The organism is Campylobacter concisus, from assembly GCF_003049705.1.
GTDB lineage: Bacteria > Campylobacterota > Campylobacteria > Campylobacterales > Campylobacteraceae > Campylobacter_A > Campylobacter_A concisus_AR.
The window spans coordinates 256,532-275,885 of the sequence record NZ_PIRF01000003.1; the positions used below are offsets into that span (position 1 = coordinate 256,532).

A 19,354-nucleotide genomic window follows, 5' to 3' on the forward strand; every position below is an offset into this window, starting at 1 on the left:
AACGATAAAGGTTATTTAGTGACAGCTTCTAAACCAAAGCTCTCTGCTTCGCAAAGCAGTCCTAGTACTTTAATAAAAGACGTAACAAAAGATATTAAATTTTATGATAGCTCAAAAACCCCGGGTATAATAGCGGGTGGCACTATAGGCATAGGCATAGATATTGGATCGCAGTATATAAATAACGGCTATAGTTTTAAGGTGCATATGGCGGAGCTGCTAGCAGTTTATTCTCAGCAATAGTTAGAGGTGCTTTTGTCAACTCATCTACCGAGCTATACTCTCAGCTTAAAGACAGATCAAAAGATGTAGATGCAGAGAGAGTGATCGGAAAAGGTTTTGCTGGTGGATTTTATGGACTGTTTGGTAGCCTTGCGGGAGCAGGCGGTAAAACCATAAAAGTTGGCGATGGAGATTTACAGACTGCAGCAGAAGTAGGAACAAATTTTCTTACTACAACAGGACAAGCTATTGCAGATAGTGTAGAAAACAAAAAAAGATAAAGCAAAAAAGCAGAGAAGCAATGAAAAAGAATTGGATTGTATTTTTTGGATCAATAGCATTTTTTATAGTAGGTGCTATTTGCATAATAATCCTAAAATTTCTCTTTGGAGAACACTATATTGATGCCATGGCTGTGTTGCTAATATTTGCCAATGTATGTTTTATGATAAAAAACGGTATAAAAAAGAGTGACTTTAAAAAAGAATATATACAAAAAATGGAAATAAAAAGAGGTGGTGTCGCTTTAATCCACTCTTTTTTAGTTTTTGTATTTTGGCTTCTTTACAATGCCACAATGGGATAAACATAAAAGTTGGTGATGGAGATTTACAGACTAAGGCTGAAGCTGAGGAAGTATATTTACTGGAATAACGCAGGTAGCTGTAGATAGTATGAGTAGTAAAGATAATAAAAATAACAAAGACGATAAAAAAGAATGAGAACTGATATAAAAGTTTTGTTTAAGAACATTAATTTTAAAATGAGCATCATCTAAATTTTTAGATATAATTACGCAAAAATAATATTATTAAAATCAGGTAAAGGAACTCATGAAAAAAATATTTAAATTTCTATCTTTTTTAGTATTTATGCTATTTCTTACAGGATGCGCAAAAGATCTTATTATAAGCAATATGCCAAATTCAAATTTGAACTATCATGGCGATAATGTTCCTATAACTATCATAGCTTATAAATTAAGAGATGTGGCTAAATTTAAAGAAGCTAGCATTATCGATCTAGCCGAGAGAAATGGTGAAATACTAGGTTATGACAAGATTGACTCTATAAAAACACAAATTCAGCCAAATACAAATAGATATGCTTTTACAAATGTATATCCTGACGAGGTTCCGTATGTCGGTATTTTGGTACTTTATGCTGATCAGAGCAAGACAAATATCAAGGCTTACAAAGCAACAAAAGAGATAAAAGAAAAAAATATAGTTTTTGAAATAACAAAAAATGGCGTAAATGTTTTAGACGCTAGTAGCTCTAAAATACAAGCAAGCAAATAAAATGTCTGAAAAGCTAAAAGTCGTTTGGTATAACGGAATGAACGTCGATAAGGTTCATTTCGAGCAACAAGAAAGATATTTTGAGAGAAATTTAAACCTAAAAACCATCTCTTCTTTTTCAAATTTATATGGTGTTTTAGATTTAGAAATTTCAAGCGATCTTTTGCTTCAAGGTAAAATAGGGCTAACTAAAATTTCTTGTATCTCTCAAGATGGCACGATTTTTAACGCGCCAGATCAAGATGAATTACCAGAGCCACTTGAGATAAGTCCAAGTGAGCTAAACTCAGCCATTATAGTGTTAAAACTACCTATTAGCTCAGGTTTGGTCGATATTAGCTTGCAAAATAATTTACCAAACCTAAAATTTACAGCTAAGCAATCACTTATCAGCTCAAGAGTGCATGATGAAGCTAGCAATGATATATTAAACGAGCTAGACGATAAAGATGATTTTGAACTATCTTCTGCCTTTACACAAGATAAAGAAAATATAATCCTAGCGAGCCAAAGATCATCTCTTGGAGTATTTGGCTCAAAGATGCCTTACGAGCTTAGCATACCAATTTGTAAAATAAAAAATATAGACCTAAATAAGCAAATAACACTTGACGAAAAATTTATTCCAACTTGTATTGACATCAGTAAAAACACCTTTATAACAAATTTTATAGAGGAACTTAGCTTTGCTACAAAGCAACATCAAGAGAGTTATTTTGGGTTGCTAGGAGGTATTGATCAATCTAAAAATAGACTTGATTTTTCAACGTATTTAACACTAAATATGCTAAAAAAATGGCATTTAATATTCTCTTATTTGTTAAAGAAAGATAAATTTCACCCAGAGTATTTGTATGAAAAATTAGTTGATTTTCAGGCTGATTTGTTGGCACTTAGCCACGATAATAGTTTTAGCGAATTTATAGCCTACGATCACAATAATCTAACTCAAACTTTTGTGCCTTTGATAAATAATCTAAGACTTTTATTCTCACATATCTTATCTCCAAAATATATAATGGCACAAATTGTTAAAAACAATCATGGCTTTTATGACTGTATTTTTGATAATCCAAGCATTATTGAAAACTCAGAAATTTATTTTGCTATTCACAGTGATACGAAAAATGAGTATCTTCTTAAAAATTTCAAAGAGCAATGCAAAATCCATACTCAATCAAATATAAAAGGCATAGTTTCTTCACAGCTAAGGGGTATAAACGTAGAGCAAATTTCTGTTGTTCCTAGTACTTTACCGAAGTTAAATGATTATATCTACTATAAGATAGACAAAAAAGATGAAATTTTTAAAAGCTTTGCAAATCAAAATGTGATTAGCGTTTATATAACGGCAAATTTACCGAATGCTGACATTAAAATGTGGGCTTTATTATAAGGATAAAAATGAACGAAAATCAAAATGAAACCTCAGTTTTAAGTCAAACAAATCTTTTGGGTCTTGGCACAAATCTTGCACTAGATCACGTGTTGCCACTACTTCTTTTGGCAAATAGGGTTTCAAAATTACAAAATTTTTCACAAAGTGAAATGGCAAATTTACGTGAAAAATTGATAAACGATATCTTAAGCACTACTTCAAAGATATCAAATCTAGGCATTTACGAGGAAGACGATATTATTAGACTTAGATATTGCCTTTGTGTTTTTATAGATGAGAGCTTGCTAAAAAATGAAATTTTTATGAACAGCTTTTGGGCTAATAATACACTGACAACAAGATTTTTTAATGAAAATCTAGGCGGAAATAAATTCTTTGGCATTATGGATAAGTGGTTTGAAAATGTTGGCAAAAATAAAGATTTCTTGGAATTTATATATGCTTGTTTGGTGCTTGGCTATAAAGGAAAATATGAAACCCAAGAAGATTGCAATGAAAAAATTTCTTATCTTTGTGAAAATATAGCTGCAGCTGTTTCTCCGCTTATAAAGGCTGATGAAAATGTATTTGAAAAGAGCTACTTAAAACAGACAAAGAAAAGCTTTCTTGAGGTATTTTCGCTAAAGCGTTTAAAATTTTATTTCATTTTGCTAGCCATTGCTATGGTCGCAGCTGCATTTTTATATAGTACATATTCTATGGATCAAAACAATATCAGAAATGATAGTGTTCTAAATAATAAGATAGAGAATTTTATGGATAATAAGTAAGTGCAAGATAATTTTTGTAATAAATTTAATGAAGATTTTTTAGAGAATGAGCTTTATATTAGTTTAACTGATGAAATGTCAAAGTATAAAACTTTGATGCATGATAGCATAAAGTGGGATTACGTATTTAGCTCATCTTTAAAGGCATTAAGTGAATTTAGTCTTGACACCAAGCTTTTAAATTTTTTAGCGATTTCTGCTATAAATTTAAACGACAAAGAGGCTTTTAAGACACTTATAAAAGCCTTTGCCTTTTTTCTATCTATTTTGAAAAAAGAGCCAAATTTACTTGCAAAAAATGAAAAACAACTACCTGCTAAAAAAAAGATAATAGCTCAAACAATAGAGCTTTTTACGCAAGCTAATGATAAAGCTTTGGATCAAGCTGACGCAAAAGCCTTTAATGATCTTGTGCCTGAGCTTTCGCAAGAGCTTGGTACACATTTTGATACGCTTTATATAGAAGAAAAAAAAGAAGAAATTTTAAAAGCTAAAGAGCCAAAAGTAATTACTAAAACTGAGCCAACTTACCATCAAAGCGTTTCATTTAGCGGCAATGACATTAGTACATTTAATGATAGAGAATTTAGAGAATATTTTATAAATTTATCACTAATGCTTTTAAAGAGTGATATTAAAAATTTTAACGCTTATGCTTTAATTTTTGAAGCAATGTGGGGCAGAATAAAGGCACTTCCATCAAGTAGCGATCAAATAACGCAGATACGTTATCCTGATGAAAATCTGATTATGCTTTTTAAAAAAAGTAACGAACTAAATCTTGATAATTTAGAAAAATTTATAAGAAATTTAGCACTTAATCCATTTTGGATAGAAGGCATTAAAATATTTTGCGAATTTTTAAATAGCACTGGACTTGCAAGGCAAAGCGATCTTGTTTGTGATATGGTTTTAAATTTTATTGATAAATTTCCAGATATAAAAAAGCTCAAATTTCAAAGCGGAGAAGCTTTTTTTAGTGAAGATGTAAATAAATTTTTTATTAAAAGCAACTCTTTGGAATTTACTTCCAGCAGTGATAGTAAAAAAGATATGAGTTTTGAAGATCTAATAAAAGAACTAGATAAAAGTAAGCATGCTTCAAGTGCTCAAAGTGAGCTTAATTTTATGCTTGAATTATCAAAAATTTTTACTGCACAAGGCATGAATAATAATGCAAAAGCTACCTATGCACAAATAGTTAATTTTATAGAAAACACCGAGCTTAAAGATTATTTATCAGACATATATATAAAGGCAAAAACATTTGTGTGATAAAATATGTTCTTTTAAATCACCTTTAATTTTATTTAAATATAATTCTTAAATCATTTACGAAAAAAGGATGTTACTATGGCAGATAATCTAATCCCACCAAAAGAACGCATAAATATAGTTTATAAAACTAAGACAAATGACCAAGAGGCTGATGTAGAGCTTCCATTAAAACTTATGGTAGTTGCAAATTTAACTGGTGAAAACCAAACTCCACTTGAAGATCGTGAAGTGATTTCTATCAATAAAATAAATTTTGATCAGGTTATGAAAAGCTTAGATATTCATACAAATTTCTCTGTAAAAAATAAGCTAAATTCTAACAATGAAGATTTAAATATTGACCTTGATTTTGAGAGCATCCATGATTTTAATCCAGACAATATTATAAATCAAATCCCTGAGCTAAAAAAACTTTTACAGCTTAGAAAAGCTTTAGTTGCACTAAAAGGTCCTATGGGCAATATGCCTGATTTTAGAAAAGCGGTTTTAGAAGCTATAAAAGATGAAGATAGTAGAAAACAACTTCTTTTAGAGATTAAAGACGAACAAGATAAGGAATAAAAATGTCTGAAACTAAAGTTAAAACTCCTATCATTGAAAGCATAATGCAAAGGAGCAAATATTCAAAAGATGACGAGAGCTATAGTGTTGTAAAGCAAGGAGTTGCTGAGTTTATTTCAAACATAATAACAACAAATAATGCTGAAGATAAAATAAACAAGCTCGCACTTGATGAGATGATAGCTCACATCGATACCCTTTTATCTGCTCAAATGGATGAAATTTTGCACAATAAATCTTTTCAAGAGCTAGAATCAACTTGGCGTGGAATTAGATTTTTGGTTGAGAGAACAAATTTTAATGAAAATGTAAAAATTGATCTTTTAGATGCTACAAAAGAAGAAATTTTAGATGATTTTGAAAACAACCTAGATATAACTCAAAGTACACTTTATAAACAAATTTATTCAGCCGAATATGGACAATTTGGTGGTGAACCAGTTGGTGCGATAGTGGCTGATTATGAGCTAGATAAATCAAATCAAGATATGACTTTTTTAAATAAAATGTCATCAATTGCTGCAATGAGCCATTCACCGCTTCTCACATCTCTTTCTGCTAAATTTTTCGGACTTGATAATTTTGGTGAGCTTGAAAACATAAAAGATCTAAAAAGCATGCTAGAAGGCCCACAATATACAAGATGGAGAACTTTTAGAGAAAATGAAGATGCAAAATACACAGGTTGTATGGTAAATAGATTTCTTACAAGATCTCCTTATGTGCCAGAAGATAACCCTATAAAGAGCTTTAATTATAGGGAAACTGTAAATAATCACGATGATATGCTTTGGGGCAATGGGGCTTATGCGTTTGCTACAAGGCTTACAGATAGTTTTGCTGATTATAGATGGTGCGGCAATATAATTGGGCCAAAAGGTGGCGGTGCTGTAAAGGATCTTCCAACTTATACTTATGAAAATTATGGAAGCGTTCAAACAAAAATTCCAACCGAAGTTTTGATCACAGATAGAAGAGAATTTGAACTTTCAGAAAATGGATTTATCGCTCTTACTTTAAGAAGAGATAGCAATAACGCTGCATTTTTCTCTGCCAACTCTGCACTAAAGCCTAAAATTTTCCCAAATACCCCAGAAGGTAAAGCTGCTGAGACAAATTTCAGGCTCGGAACTCAACTACCTTATGTATTCTTAATCTCTCGTTTGGCTCATTATCTAAAAGTGCTTCAAAGAGAAGAGATAGGCACATGGAAAGAGCGTAGTGATGTTGAGCGCGGCTTAAATGAATGGCTAAGACAATACATCTCAGATCAGGAAAACCCACCAGCAGATGTTAGAAGTAGAAGGCCATTTAGAAGTGCAAAGGTTATCGTTAGCGATATAGCTGGCGAGCCTGGTTGGTACAAAATAGAGCTTTTAGCTAGACCTCACTTTAAATTTATGGGAGCAAATTTCGAGCTTTCTTTGGTCGGAAAACTAGACAAAGAGTAAGCTTACTATGTCGCTGATAGATAAAATTTTATATGAATTTAGTGATGAATCAAAGCTACATCCATATTTTAAAGATCTAGACAGCGACATAAAAGATCACATTGATACCATTTTAAACTCTAGACTTGGTAGCTACGGCCGATTAAATGATAGTATTATTGATCTTTGGTCGATGGGCGTTGAAATAAATGAGCTTGGTCATAAACTTGGCATGGCAATATATGAACTAATTAGCTCAAATGAGAATAGAATAGAAGTAACATCTATCGGATATGATGACTCACTAAAGCCTTGGCGTATCATCTTTAATATAAATTACAAGCATAAAAACGATAATTTCAAAGAGTATTTGCTAAAAGTTATTTTTAAAAACAATAGATATTGTGAGATTTTATAATGGATTATAATGAAAATAATCTAGCTTATTTTCAAAAAGAGATGGCATATCTTGATGAAACAAGAGCCCTTTTTATTAAAAATTTTCCAAAAGTAGCACCCTTTTTAGATACTAAAAGCAAAGATCCTGATGTTGAGAGCATAATAGAAAATATGGCTATTTTAACATCGAGGATTAGGCAAGAACTAGATGAAAATATCCCACTAATCGCTGAGTCTTTAGTAAATATCTTAATGCCAAGCTATACAAATCCTTTTCCATCAGTTTGTATGCAAGAATTTACCTTAAGAGATGACTTTTCTGGGATAAAAGAATTTATACCAAAAGGAAGTATAGTTGAGTCAAAGCAGATCAATGGCATAACGTGCAAATTCCAAACGATTTTTGACATAAATTTGCTTCCCTTAAAGATAACAAAAGCTTTTATGTCAAACAATAAGAGTGATTATCTTCTAAATTTAAATATAAGCGTTACAAAGGACGAGCTTAGTACTAAAGAACTTGATATAGATTTTTTAAATTTATATCTTGGAGATAATGTTTACTTCTCTTCTACGCTCTTAATGTGGCTAAAAAATTACTTGAAATTTATTACAATAAGTTTTGAAGATAGCGATCAAGAGATAAAGTTAAGCCCTGATAAACTTAGTTTAGATGAGTTTGATGAGCGTTTGATAAAGAGTGATGAGTTTGGATTTGAAGCATTTGAGCTTTTAAAAGAGCTATCATTTTTTCCTTCAAAGTTAAATTTTGTGCGATTAAACGGCCTTAGCTTTCTTAAAAATTTTTCTACAAAAAGCTTTAATATTAAATTCATATTTTCAAAAGATATGCCAAGTGGATATGTGCCAAGGCTAGAATATTTTTCTCTTTTTGTTACGCCTGCAATAAATTTATTTGCAATGAGTGCCGAGCCTATTTTGAATAACAATAGACGAAGCGAATATAGAATTTTTCTAGATCGCTCAAATATCGATGCTTATGAAATCGTTTCAATAAATAAGGTGGTCGCTCATAGTAGTAATAATGAAAAAAGGATATTAAAAAACTATAAAAGTTTTGAGAGATTTGAATTTTTAAATGATGAGCGAGCAAAAGATTATTATTTTGTCAGCAATAAAACAGATATAAAACTAAACTCTTATAAAGAAATTTCCTTTTTTAAAAGTGACTCTAAAGATCAAACCATTAGCATAGATACACTTTGCTGCAATGGTGATTTGCCTTGTAAATTAAGACTTGGTGAAATAGATAGAGTGTTATCTCATCAAGGTGTAACAACTAAAAATTTAACCATTCCAACTAGTGTAAAGCGAGTAAAAATAGATGGAAATCTTCTTTGGAAACTAGTCAGTATCTTATCTTTTAGCTATCAAAGTATACTAGAGAAGGGCTCTTTTTTAGCACTTCTTAATACCTTTAGCGCACCAGATGATGAGTTTTTTAAAAAATTTGCAAACTCGCTTTATGATATAAAAACAAAGCAAATTTATAGAGTTGATCAAGGCTTTGCAAAAAGAGGGTTGCTCTGCATATTTTATATAGATGAAAGTGAATTTGAGAGTATTGGAAATGTCTATGCTTTAGGTATAAATTTGGCTAAATTTTTATCAAAATTTGCTTCAATTAATTCATTTTGCGAGCTTAAAATAAAGTGTATAAAGAGCAAAATTTTGCTTAATTATGACTTTTTAGGTGGTACAAAAAAATTAATATGAACAAAGAACTAAATCAAGCTTCTTTTTTTAAGTTAGTAAAAAACCGCCTAAAGCACCACGATAGAAGAGATATTTTTTTAAAAAATAGCCCAAGTTTTGCCTATCCGATTAATGAACTTGAAAGCTTAAATAAAGAGGACGTAGTAAAAATCGTTGTAAATTTTATGGGTCTTTTGGGAAGTGGATCGCATCTTACAAGCTATATTTTAGAAAAGATCTCAAAGAGTAACGATAATAATTTCGAGAAATTTTTTGACTTTTTTGACAATTACTTGCTTTGGCTTTTCTTTGATAGCATTAGTCTAAAAAATTATGCAAGATCCTTTGAAAAAGAGCTTGATGATAAAATTTCAAAGATTTTATTGGATATATTAAACATAAGCAATAAAAAATTAGCAAAAAAAATCTTACCATTTTCTCCGCTTATTATTAGTCAAAGAAGGCCTAAAAGAGAGATCGAGTTCGCTTTGCAGCGTCATTTTAATTTAAAAAATAAACTATTTTTGCTAGAAAATCTACCAAATCAAATTTTCATAGCGCCTTCAAATTTAAATTCGCTTGGTATCAAAAATAGGACTTTGGGCAGAAATTTTATACTTGGTAAAAAGCTTTTTGAGAAACAAACTAAAATAGCAGTTTATATAAATGGCATAGATTATGAAGAAGCTATTGATTTTTTCCCAAAAAGAAGAAAATTTAAAGAGCTTCAAGATACTCTTATTTTTTTTACAAACAATGAATTTGTTGCCGATTTATACATAAAAATAAACTATTCTCCAAAGATGCAATTAAAGCTTGGAATGGATGAAAGTTATAGTAAAATAGGCCTTGGTGCAAGGCTTAAAAGTAATAAAAATATGTCAAATTTTATAAAATTTAGGCTTTGCTCTTAAATTTTCAGATATAAAATCTAAAATATTTGTTATTATTACATTAAAGAAATATATTTATTTGTAAAAGGATGTGCATCAATGGCATTTATCGATTACCTAAGAAGATTTTTTGTCTTTTTTAGATTTAAACACAGTACCATTTTGGTAGTTTCTATTGCATTAAGCATCTTATTTTGGCTTTACGCTCCACTTATAGCTTTTAACGATGTATATAGCTTTGCTAGTATAAGTTCAAGAGTCACTATATTAATTGCATTTTGGGCAGTTATTTTATTTTTTGTTTTAATCAAACCATTAATGCACTATTTAGCATCTCAAAAAGATGAAAAAAATAACAAGCTAAAAGAGATCAAAAAAGAGTCTATGGATAGTTTTGGTAAGGCAAAAAGAAATTTTATGCTTTCTTTGAAAGATGCCAAAACAACATGGAAAAAAGATATAAATTTTAAAAAATTACCTTTAATAATGATAATGGGTAACGAAGGTGCTGGAAAGAGCGCGTTTATAAACTACTCAAATATTGAATTTCCACTATCTGATAGTTTAGATACTTATAAAAAAATACACAAAAGTACAACAAACTTTAATCTTTACATATCAAAATTTGGTGCACTTTTAGATACTGAGGGTATACATTTTGCACAAGAGAGCTTGTACCAGCCAACAGCTACTGAAGAGCTTCCTGAAGATGATGTGGATAAAAATAGGGATTACTTGCTTAAAAAAAGTATCTGGAGTGAATTTTTACACTTTTTAAAACGAAATGATTTTAACGCTAGATTAAGTGGTGCGGTTTTAATCATAGATACTAAAAAATTCCTTGAAGGCACGCAAGAATATTTTGATGAATTAATTAGATATATGATAAAAAGGGTTAATGACTGTGAGAAACATCTAAATATTAAATTCCCTATTTATATTGTTTTTAGCAAACTTGACTTAATAGATGGCATGGGGGATTATTTTAGACTTTTCAATGAAGATGTGGCAAATAAGGCTCTAGGAATAAACTTAGATCCAAATTTCTCAAAACAATCACTAGAAACTGAACTAAAAAACCTAATCGAGTCACTATTTAAACATCTCATGAGTAAGAACTCGATTTCGCATTTATTGGAAGATAAAAAACGTTCATATCTATTTTTAAAACAACTTGATAATTTTTTTGCTTTAGTGAAAGATTTTGTAACAAAGCTAAGCTCTCAAAATGCACTTAAAAATAGCTCAACCATAAATGGAATTTATTTCGTCAGTGCTTATCAAGAAAATATACCTATAAACTACCTTACAAACACTATTTGCGATAGATATAACATCAAAAAACCACTTTTAAGAGCGGTAAATAACTATAGTAAACAAAGCTATTTTGTAAAATCATTTTTAAAAGAGATAGCTTTTAAAGCTAACTTAAATAAATTTGGTGCTCAAAATAGATTTACAAAATTTGCAAATTTTGTTTTAGCAGCCATACTTTGCGCTGGAGTATATTTGGGTTCTAGTTTTATTCTAGATACCAAAAATATAAAAGAGCAAAATGCTATAAATAATGCAAATAAAATTTCTTCATACCTTGATGGCAAAAAATACAAGGATCTCTCTCCGACACAAAAGATTGAGCTTCTAAATTTACTAAAACAAAGTCTAAATGACTATCCAAGAATCTTTAGCGGCGATACTAAATTTGAGTATATAACACTAGATACTTCGTATAAAGGCTTTACTCCAGTTAAAGCGCTTTACTATGATTTAAATGCTGATTTTTTTAAAAATACAGTTTTAACTGAAATGGAAAATATACTAAAAAATGAAATTGATCCAGATAAGCTAATAAAAGCATTTTATATGTATGATTCGCTCTTTGATAAAGATTACACAAATGTGGATTTATTTAAAATTTGGATTAGCACGAACTGGGATAAATTTGAAAAATATGGCGTTGCAAAAGATGAATTCTTAGCCCATATTGAGGCTATTTTAAAAGCAGAAAATTTAAACATAACTGCAGATACAGTTGCTCAAAGTATAGCAAATACGAGACTATCACCTGTTCAAAGAGCACAAAGGCTCTACTACATACTTGAGTTCATTTCGTTTAAGGACGATAAATCTTTTTATGATATTAAAAAAGATGTTGAAAATTTATATGCAGTAGTCCAAGAAAAAGAAGCATTTAGGCCATTTAATAAAATTTATACAAAAGAAAATTTAAGAGATTTCTTATCAAAGCTTAGCTCAAACATAGATCAAACAGCTGGAATAGAGTCTTGGCTAATGGAGACAAATTCTTCTTTAAAAGATATTAGCTCAAATGATAAGAAAGAGTTAAGTATTGCTGTAATAGAGCTTTATTTGCAAAATTATGCTGATAAGTGGAGCCAAATTTTAAGAGAAATAGAGCCAAATGAATTTAGCACAAAAAAAGAGGTCATAGAAGAGCTTGATATCTTGTCAAAGAGAGAAAATCCTTTAAATTCTTTAATAAAATTAACTAATCAAAATACAAATTTAAATGATGAGAATTTACTAAAATATATCTACTCTCTAGGATTTGCTTCAAGTGAGATAAAGCGTGTTTTCAGTGATTTTAGTGCTAAATTTACTAATTATCATACGTTAAATTCTAATGACTTGCTGGATATTATAAGCAACGATGTAACAAGCGTTTATAAAAAAGTTAGTGACTATAACTTTGAAATGCTTCAAAGCAACGATGATAAAATAGTTTATGCAATAAATGGCATAAAAAACGAAAACGATCCATTTGTTGTCTTAAATAATGATGCCAAGAAGCTTCCAGATGAGTTAAATGAATATTATCAAAAGTTATCGACACTTGCATGGAAACAAGTAGAAAATGGTGCTTCGGTGCTTTTATCAACAGCATATAGAGATGATGTTTTTGATGATTTTGAAAGTCTTATCAAGCCATTTTATCCATTTAATGAACAATCTCCAAAGGCTGTTAGCACAGAAGAATTTAAAAGATTCTTTGGCAAAAACGGAACTTGGAATAGCTTTTATGATAGATATCTAAAACAAATCTTAAGTAAAACCGCTGATGGTTATAAAATAAGACCAAAATATGCAAAAGAGCTAAGGTTTAGTAGGGATTTCCTTAAAAATATCGCCTATATAGACAGAATTTCAAATTTAATGCTTGATTCAAATGATGAGCTAAAATTAAATTATAATTTAAAAGCTGTCGATTTATCGGCAAATTTTAGCCATATAAATATTAGCTATTCTAATAACTCTTTGACTTATGATCATACAATTGCCTCAAATTTGATAGTTTCAAGTAAAAATTTTGATATATCAACACAGTTTAAATTCAATGCAGTTTCAAGCACTGGAAGTGAGAGAAAAGAGCTAAGTTTTGATGGAGAATGGGGCTGGTATAAGATATTAAAGGCTTCAAATTTTAGTAGCGTTGGCGTTAGTACGCTTAATTTTGATGGTAGAAGAGATTCGTATTTTGGCTTTGAAGTAACACCAAATGGAGGAGAGCTTTTAGAGCTTATGGATATCATACCAACGATAAATTTACCAAAGAAGATGCTTTATTAAGGATAAAATATGCAACAAATAGCAGCAGTTATACAAAATTACGATAAAGCGTCAAGCTTTTCAGCTCAATTTATCATTTTTGATGAAAATGGCGGTGATATAGGCTCATTAGACACTACAAAATTTTCTTGTAATGATATGAGCGATTCAATCGCACCCAAACACGCTCATGTTGGATTTGAAGAGGGGGTTTTCACAATTTGTGGCTATAAAGATTGTGAAATTTTTTATAGTGATTCATATTCAAAGCTTCCAGATGACTATGAGAGTGTCATAAATTTGGGCGATGTCTTTAGGATAGGGGAGTTAAAATTTATATTTATAGACCCTTCTAGAATTGATGAATATATAGGGAAAGCTCATAAGATAATAGAAAATACAAAAAATTTTGACAAACTCGATGATAAACGTTTTGAACCAGTTGGTAAAATTTCAAATGTTGATTTTAAAGAAGAGCCAAAGATAAACTCATTGATAAATGATAAAAAAGATATCACTTTAAATGAAAATGCACACGATGCAGTTTTAAATTTAAATGAAATGGCTCAAAATTTTGACGAAGAAGAAAATGCAAATAAGCAAAATATGCTGACTGCTAAAAGCATGGATGAGCTTTTAGCAAAGATAGTTGAGAGTATAAAGTTACAGCCAAATATGAGTCCTATAAGTGAGCAGACTAGGACTTTAAACACAAAAGATATGGAAACAATCATGAAAACTCTTCCTCTTAGTGACTCAACAGAACTAATAAATACTGTTTTGGTTAAGCTTATATGCAAAGAGCTATATAGCCAAATGTATGATATAGTCGAGAATAACTCATTTTTTAAATATCTTTCAGGAGCCGTACTAAAAAGCACTAAGGAAGATAAGGAAGCGTTTAATTATCTATTGCATAAAGCTCTTCAAAGCTATATGTTAAAAAAGTAATGTTTTTAATAAAACAGAAAGTAAATAAAAGATAGAATAATCCAAACTTTTTAATAGGAGTAAATATGTCACAACCAGTGTATATTAAAGTGAAAGGTTCTACACAAGGACTTATTTCAAGTGGTGCTTCAACAGAAGCTAGTATAGGTAATCGCTATCAGTCAGGTCACGAAGATGAGATCATGGCTCAAGAGGTTTCTCATATAGTAACAGTTCCAACTGATCCACAAAGTGGCCAACCATCAGGCCAAAGAGTCCATAAGCCATTTAGTTTTACTACATCACTAAATAAAGCTGTTCCACTTCTTTACAATGCTTTAACACAAGGTGAAAGGCTTCCAGAGGTTGAGATCTATTGGTATAGAACATCAACTAGTGGTGGTGCGGAGCATTTCTTTACTACAAAACTAGAAGATGCAACTATAACAGATATTACTCTAGTAAGTCCAAATGCTCAAGATAAGCTAAACAGCGACAAAACAGAGCTTTTCAAAGTTTCAATGAATTATAGAAAGATAGTTTGGGAACACGTAGCTGCAGGCACAAGCGGAAGCGACGACTGGAGAGAAGCTACTAAAAAAGCTTAAAACCAACCTAGGGTTTACCCCTAGGGTTAATAAAATCATCTTCTAGCTAGAAGGACACAGATGAGCCCTTTTTATCTTTATCTTTTAAATTAATATGATATGTGAAATGCGATATGAAACACCTAGTTATAATCATATTTCTCATAACATCTTTATATTCACACGAAGCAAATTGTACGGATATGTTTGGGCTCATTTTTAATAAAAATTTAAGTGACATTGAAACGGCTAAGTATATAAAATACTACATAGATGATCTCGGATGCGATGCTAATGCTAGCGTAAAATTAAATAATTTAACGATTAGATCGAATTTATTGAAAACAAAAACTTTTGATACTCTTTTGTTAAAAGGAACATCAGCTAATGCTAGTTTAGCAACGTCCATAGGCATGAGCTTTGCATTTTTCTTTAGGGAAAATGGTGTCGGTATAGACAATAAAAAAGCTAGCCCTGAGCTACTTAAATTTATAAAAACTCAAAAATATAAAGAATTTAAAGACGATAAATTTAGACTAATTAAAAAGCTTTTATTGCACGGACAAAACCCAAAAGACTATGAGGTTTTAAAGGTTATTTTGAAAATTATAAATGATGAAAAAGATTTAGATAATTTATTAAAGAATAGAACTCAAAAGGAATTAGCGCAATGAAGCAATTGGCAATAATCATATTTCTCATAACATCTTTATATTCACACGAAACAAATTGTACGGATATGTTTGGGCTCATTTTTAATAAAAATTTAAGTGATGCTGAAACTACTAAGTATATAAAATACTATATAGATGATCTTGGATGTAATGCTAATGCTAGTATAAATTTACCGAATTTCACAATGAAGGCCAGTTTATTAGAATTTGCATATAGCGCAAATAAGCCTAAAAGTATTGACGAGATTTTAGAAAAAGGTGCAGTACCTAATGTATGGTTGGCTGGTTCAATAGGATTAGACTTTTTGCTTTTTTTCGAAGAAAATGGTGTTAAGCTAGAAGGACAGTCTCCAAGTCCTCAGTTGTTTGAATTTATTAAAACTCAAAAATATAAAGAATTTAAAGAAGAGAAATTTAAGCTAATTAAAAAACTCTTAGAACATGGACAAGACCCAAGAGGCTATATTCTTTTACAGAAAGTACTAACGCTTATAAATGATGAAAAAGACTTATTGAAATTGTTAAAAAAAGAGAATAAATAATGGATTTATTTAATATAAGCAAGAAGAAACTAGATATAAAAGATAAAATTTCTGAGCCGATAGAAATAGGCGATGAAACTACGGCAAAAAAGGCTAAAAAAGCCATGGATGATTTTAATAGTTTTTATCCTAAACCTCCAATAGTAGGGAAGATTTTTGATACAGTAACAGAAGTAGCCAAAACTGGGGTTGATACTGATGAAGAAAGAAAATTTAGAATTTACAAGGAAATTAAAGATAAAGGAATATTAGAGGAAACAAAATCGGTATACAAAATTACTGATGCTGATATTAGAGAATTTGAAAAAAGATTGCAAGAAGAAGAAAACGAAAAAAGATTGAAAGAGCAACAAATGGACAAAAATTTAACATCACCAACATCATCACTGACTAAGCCTGTCATGCTAGCATCTAGCAATTCAGTGGCAACAGACGGCTTTGTGGACTACGGCGTATCTAACGATACTTTCTCGACTCTTCAGATAGCAAACGAGTCAAACGATAAATTTATCGTTACACGTGCAGATATTTATGAAAATTTAGAAAGTATATTTAGCATAGAGTGCTTTGCTTATATAAATTTGGTGAAAAACCCGCTTTATGAAAATTTAGACACCATCTACAATAACGATAAAAGTTACTCAAGCATATATAAATATCTTGATAAAAGTATAAAGCTAAGCATAAAAAGACCGTCTTCAACAAATAAAAATATCGTTCCAGATGGTAGCTCAAACGATATGCACTTTAGTGGAATAGTAAGCGATGTAGAGTATCTTGGCGTAGATGATGAGACTAGTACAAATATAGATAAAAAATACTTCTTTAAATTCAAACTAACTTCACCACTATATAGGCTAAGCATAAATAGAGCAAATAGAATTTATACAGACCAGAGCATTTTAGAAATAGTAAAAGATATTTTAGCTTTTAATAAGCAAAGGCTAACCAAAGAGCTGGACTTCTCAAATATCAAAAATAACTACAACAAAAGAGAATTTATAGCCCAGTACAATGAGAGCGACCTAGCCTTTATAACAAGACTTTGCCATGATAGCGGTATATATTTTTATGAAGACAATGAAAAAATTTATTTTCATGATACATTTATACTAGCTTATAGCAATCAAAATGAAAATTTTACTTCAAGTGATACAAGCAGTGGCAAGGAAGCTAGAAAAGTAAGCTTTAATGTAAATTTGAATAATAATCTAGCAACCGAGCATATAAATAAAATAACAAAGAGCGAGACGCTAAAAGCAAATAGCTTTACGCACTCTTTTCAAAATACAGCTTATCCAAATGTGTTAGAGAGTAAAAATGAAAAGATATTTGACGAGCAGGTAAATATCTATGACAAGCATATAAATTTAGATGAGTATTCATTTAGTGATACTAGCTTGCTTGAAGTTAGCACCTACCTTAAGAAACTAAGAAGCGATATGCTTTTAAAAGAATTTACCGCTAGCTCAAATGTATTTGCGCTAAATTTAAATGACAATATCTCGGTAGCTATTGATGCTAGCAAAGGTGAATATGAGTTTAAAATAATAGCTTTAAAGCATACTTATATTGATGAGAGCGTTTTAGAAAATACCTTAAATTTGGGCGATAATGTCCCATTTAAAGATAAAAAATTTATAAGCTCATACACAAACGAGATAAGCATCATTCCAAGTAGTGTGAAATTTGTCCCAAGCTACAAGCAAAAGCCAAAAGCACCAGATATCACGCTAGGTCTTGTAGTTGGTCAAGATGGACTAAACAGCCAAAATAATACGATCCATACTGATAGCTATGGTAGAGTAAAGGTGAGGTTAAATGCTTTTAGTACGCAAGAGATAATCGATAAAGACGATGCCATCAACGCAAGCTATCACAAGAGTGCTTATCTAAGAGTGATAACGCCTATTGCTAGCAATAGCTCAGGCTTTTTTGCCATACCAAGGATCGGCGATGAGGTTATCATCTCGTTTTTACAAAATGATATAGACAACCCAGTAGTAAGTGGTAGCCTATATAATGCTTCAAATACGCCACTTGTAAATGTGGATAGTAACTATCACCAAACATCTCTTAGCTCAAAAACAATTGGTGCAAATGAGACCGGTATAAACGAGATCACTTTATCAAATTTAAAAAATAAAGAGCAAATTTATGTAAAAGCAGAAAAGGACTATGACGAGCTTGTAAATAACGACTTTTCTCAAACAATACTAAATGACAAAAGCTCACAAGTGCATGGAAGTTACACCGAACGAGTAAAAAAAGCTCACATTCAGACGATAGATCTAGCAAAAAATGTAAATGTGGGAGCTGAATATCTAACAACAGTCGGGCTTTCAAAAGATACAGTAGTGGGCGTCTCAAATACGCTAAACGTAGCTGTTGATAACAATACAAGAGTAGGTCAAGATAGTCATGAATTTGTAGGACATGATAAATTTGTAGAAGTAAAATCAAATCTTAATACGACCATACATAATGATGAGATGAGAGAGGTAAAAGGCACAAAAGAGCAAAATATAGATGGTGGCTATAAGCTAAATTCACAAAAAGGCATAAATGAATTTAGTAACGAGCATATTGTGCTTCAGGCAAATAGTTACATTGATGTAAATGCTAAGTCAAATTTCACAACAAAAACAGCTGCCCAGCACACAGAGATTGCTGATTCAAAATTTAGCAATATAGAGACGACTTATGAGGTAAATGCCAAAGATAAGATAATCCATCAAGTAGGTAGCACAAAAGTAACGATAGAGGGATCAAGTGTCGTGATAGAAGTAGCTGGCGTAAAGGCGATATTTGATAGTAGAGGGTTAAGAGTTATTGGTGGAGATATAAAGGCTTTATAAGATCATATTTAAAGACTTACTTTCTATTTTAGTAGGTCTTTAAATTTTTAAATAAAATCAATCTCTACTAAAACTAATGCTAAGAATTTTAAAAGCAAAGGCTAAATTTTAGAGCTACGATAAAAGATAGTCACACAAATATTTCACATGGTACAATAGACAAGCTCTTCTAAAATTTATATAATTCATTCAAAATTTCAAATAATATAAACAATAAGGAGAACATG

General features: G+C 30.7%; 18 protein-coding genes. All 18 read left to right on the plus strand.

The window, feature by feature from the left end; genetic code table 11:
• The first annotated feature begins 18 nt into the window (after positions 1-18).
• The 18 genes from CVT05_RS04865 (at position 19) to CVT05_RS04950 (ending at position 19,127) form a co-directional block, all read left to right on the plus strand.
• Positions 19-243, plus strand: coding sequence for a hypothetical protein (locus CVT05_RS04865; protein ID WP_107698003.1), 225 nt, complete (start codon positions 19-21; stop codon positions 241-243).
• Positions 244-323: 80 nt separating this feature from the next.
• Positions 324-503, plus strand: coding sequence for a hypothetical protein (locus tag CVT05_RS04870; RefSeq protein ID WP_107698004.1), 180 nt, complete (start codon positions 324-326; stop codon positions 501-503).
• Between the two features lie 20 nt (positions 504-523).
• Entirely contained in the window at positions 524-808 is a 285-nt protein-coding gene (locus CVT05_RS04875) for a hypothetical protein (RefSeq protein ID WP_107698005.1), read from the plus strand.
• A gap of 247 nt (positions 809-1,055) precedes the next feature.
• On the plus strand, positions 1,056-1,523 hold the full coding sequence (gene tssJ, locus CVT05_RS04880; RefSeq protein ID WP_054195914.1) for a type VI secretion system lipoprotein TssJ: 468 nt from the start codon (positions 1,056-1,058) through the stop codon (positions 1,521-1,523).
• Between the two features lies 1 nt (position 1,524).
• Positions 1,525-2,919: a type VI secretion system baseplate subunit TssK gene (gene tssK / locus CVT05_RS04885; RefSeq protein ID WP_107698006.1), complete on the plus strand. Its 1,395-nt coding sequence runs from the start codon at positions 1,525-1,527 to the stop codon at positions 2,917-2,919.
• Between the two features lie 8 nt (positions 2,920-2,927).
• Positions 2,928-3,692 (plus strand): type IVB secretion system protein IcmH/DotU, encoded by a 765-nt coding sequence (icmH, locus tag CVT05_RS04890; RefSeq protein ID WP_107698007.1) that lies wholly within the window; start codon positions 2,928-2,930, stop codon positions 3,690-3,692.
• Complete coding sequence (locus CVT05_RS04895) at positions 3,693-4,967, plus strand: type VI secretion system domain-containing protein (protein ID WP_107698008.1); 1,275 nt, start codon at positions 3,693-3,695, stop codon at positions 4,965-4,967.
• Between the two features lie 78 nt (positions 4,968-5,045).
• Positions 5,046-5,531: a type VI secretion system contractile sheath small subunit gene (gene tssB, locus CVT05_RS04900; protein WP_054195918.1), complete on the plus strand. Its 486-nt coding sequence runs from the start codon at positions 5,046-5,048 to the stop codon at positions 5,529-5,531.
• 2 nt (positions 5,532-5,533) lie between these two features.
• Positions 5,534-6,982, plus strand: a complete 1,449-nt coding sequence (gene tssC / locus CVT05_RS04905) for a type VI secretion system contractile sheath large subunit (RefSeq protein WP_054195919.1) — start codon at positions 5,534-5,536, stop codon at positions 6,980-6,982.
• 7 nt (positions 6,983-6,989) lie between these two features.
• The gene (locus CVT05_RS04910; protein ID WP_107698009.1) at positions 6,990-7,379 is read left to right on the plus strand and encodes a type VI secretion system baseplate subunit TssE; all 390 of its coding nucleotides are present in this window, start codon (positions 6,990-6,992) and stop codon (positions 7,377-7,379) included.
• On the plus strand, positions 7,379-9,097 hold the full coding sequence (gene tssF / locus CVT05_RS04915; RefSeq protein WP_107698010.1) for a type VI secretion system baseplate subunit TssF: 1,719 nt from the start codon (positions 7,379-7,381) through the stop codon (positions 9,095-9,097). The genes CVT05_RS04910 and tssF overlap by 1 nt, the downstream gene beginning before the upstream one ends.
• Entirely contained in the window at positions 9,094-9,990 is an 897-nt protein-coding gene (locus tag CVT05_RS04920; protein ID WP_107698011.1) for a type VI secretion system baseplate subunit TssG, read from the plus strand. Before tssF ends, CVT05_RS04920 begins: the two co-directional genes overlap by 4 nt.
• Positions 9,991-10,068: 78 nt before the next feature.
• The gene (gene tssM, locus CVT05_RS04925; protein WP_107698012.1) at positions 10,069-13,557 is read left to right on the plus strand and encodes a type VI secretion system membrane subunit TssM; all 3,489 of its coding nucleotides are present in this window, start codon (positions 10,069-10,071) and stop codon (positions 13,555-13,557) included.
• A gap of 9 nt (positions 13,558-13,566) precedes the next feature.
• Positions 13,567-14,487, plus strand: coding sequence for a hypothetical protein (locus CVT05_RS04930; protein ID WP_107698013.1), 921 nt, complete (start codon positions 13,567-13,569; stop codon positions 14,485-14,487).
• Between the two features lie 65 nt (positions 14,488-14,552).
• The gene (locus CVT05_RS04935; RefSeq protein WP_054195925.1) at positions 14,553-15,074 is read left to right on the plus strand and encodes an Hcp family type VI secretion system effector; all 522 of its coding nucleotides are present in this window, start codon (positions 14,553-14,555) and stop codon (positions 15,072-15,074) included.
• Positions 15,075-15,256: 182 nt separating this feature from the next.
• Positions 15,257-15,727, plus strand: coding sequence for a hypothetical protein (locus CVT05_RS04940; protein WP_234400548.1), 471 nt, complete (start codon positions 15,257-15,259; stop codon positions 15,725-15,727).
• Positions 15,724-16,269 carry a hypothetical protein gene (locus tag CVT05_RS04945; RefSeq protein WP_234400549.1) on the plus strand — a complete coding sequence of 182 codons (546 nt, stop codon included), beginning with the start codon at positions 15,724-15,726 and terminating at the stop codon, positions 16,267-16,269. The genes CVT05_RS04940 and CVT05_RS04945 overlap by 4 nt, the downstream gene beginning before the upstream one ends.
• Positions 16,269-19,127: a type VI secretion system Vgr family protein gene (locus CVT05_RS04950; RefSeq protein ID WP_199906735.1), complete on the plus strand. Its 2,859-nt coding sequence runs from the start codon at positions 16,269-16,271 to the stop codon at positions 19,125-19,127. The genes CVT05_RS04945 and CVT05_RS04950 overlap by 1 nt, the downstream gene beginning before the upstream one ends.
• Positions 19,128-19,354: the final 227 nt, after the last annotated feature.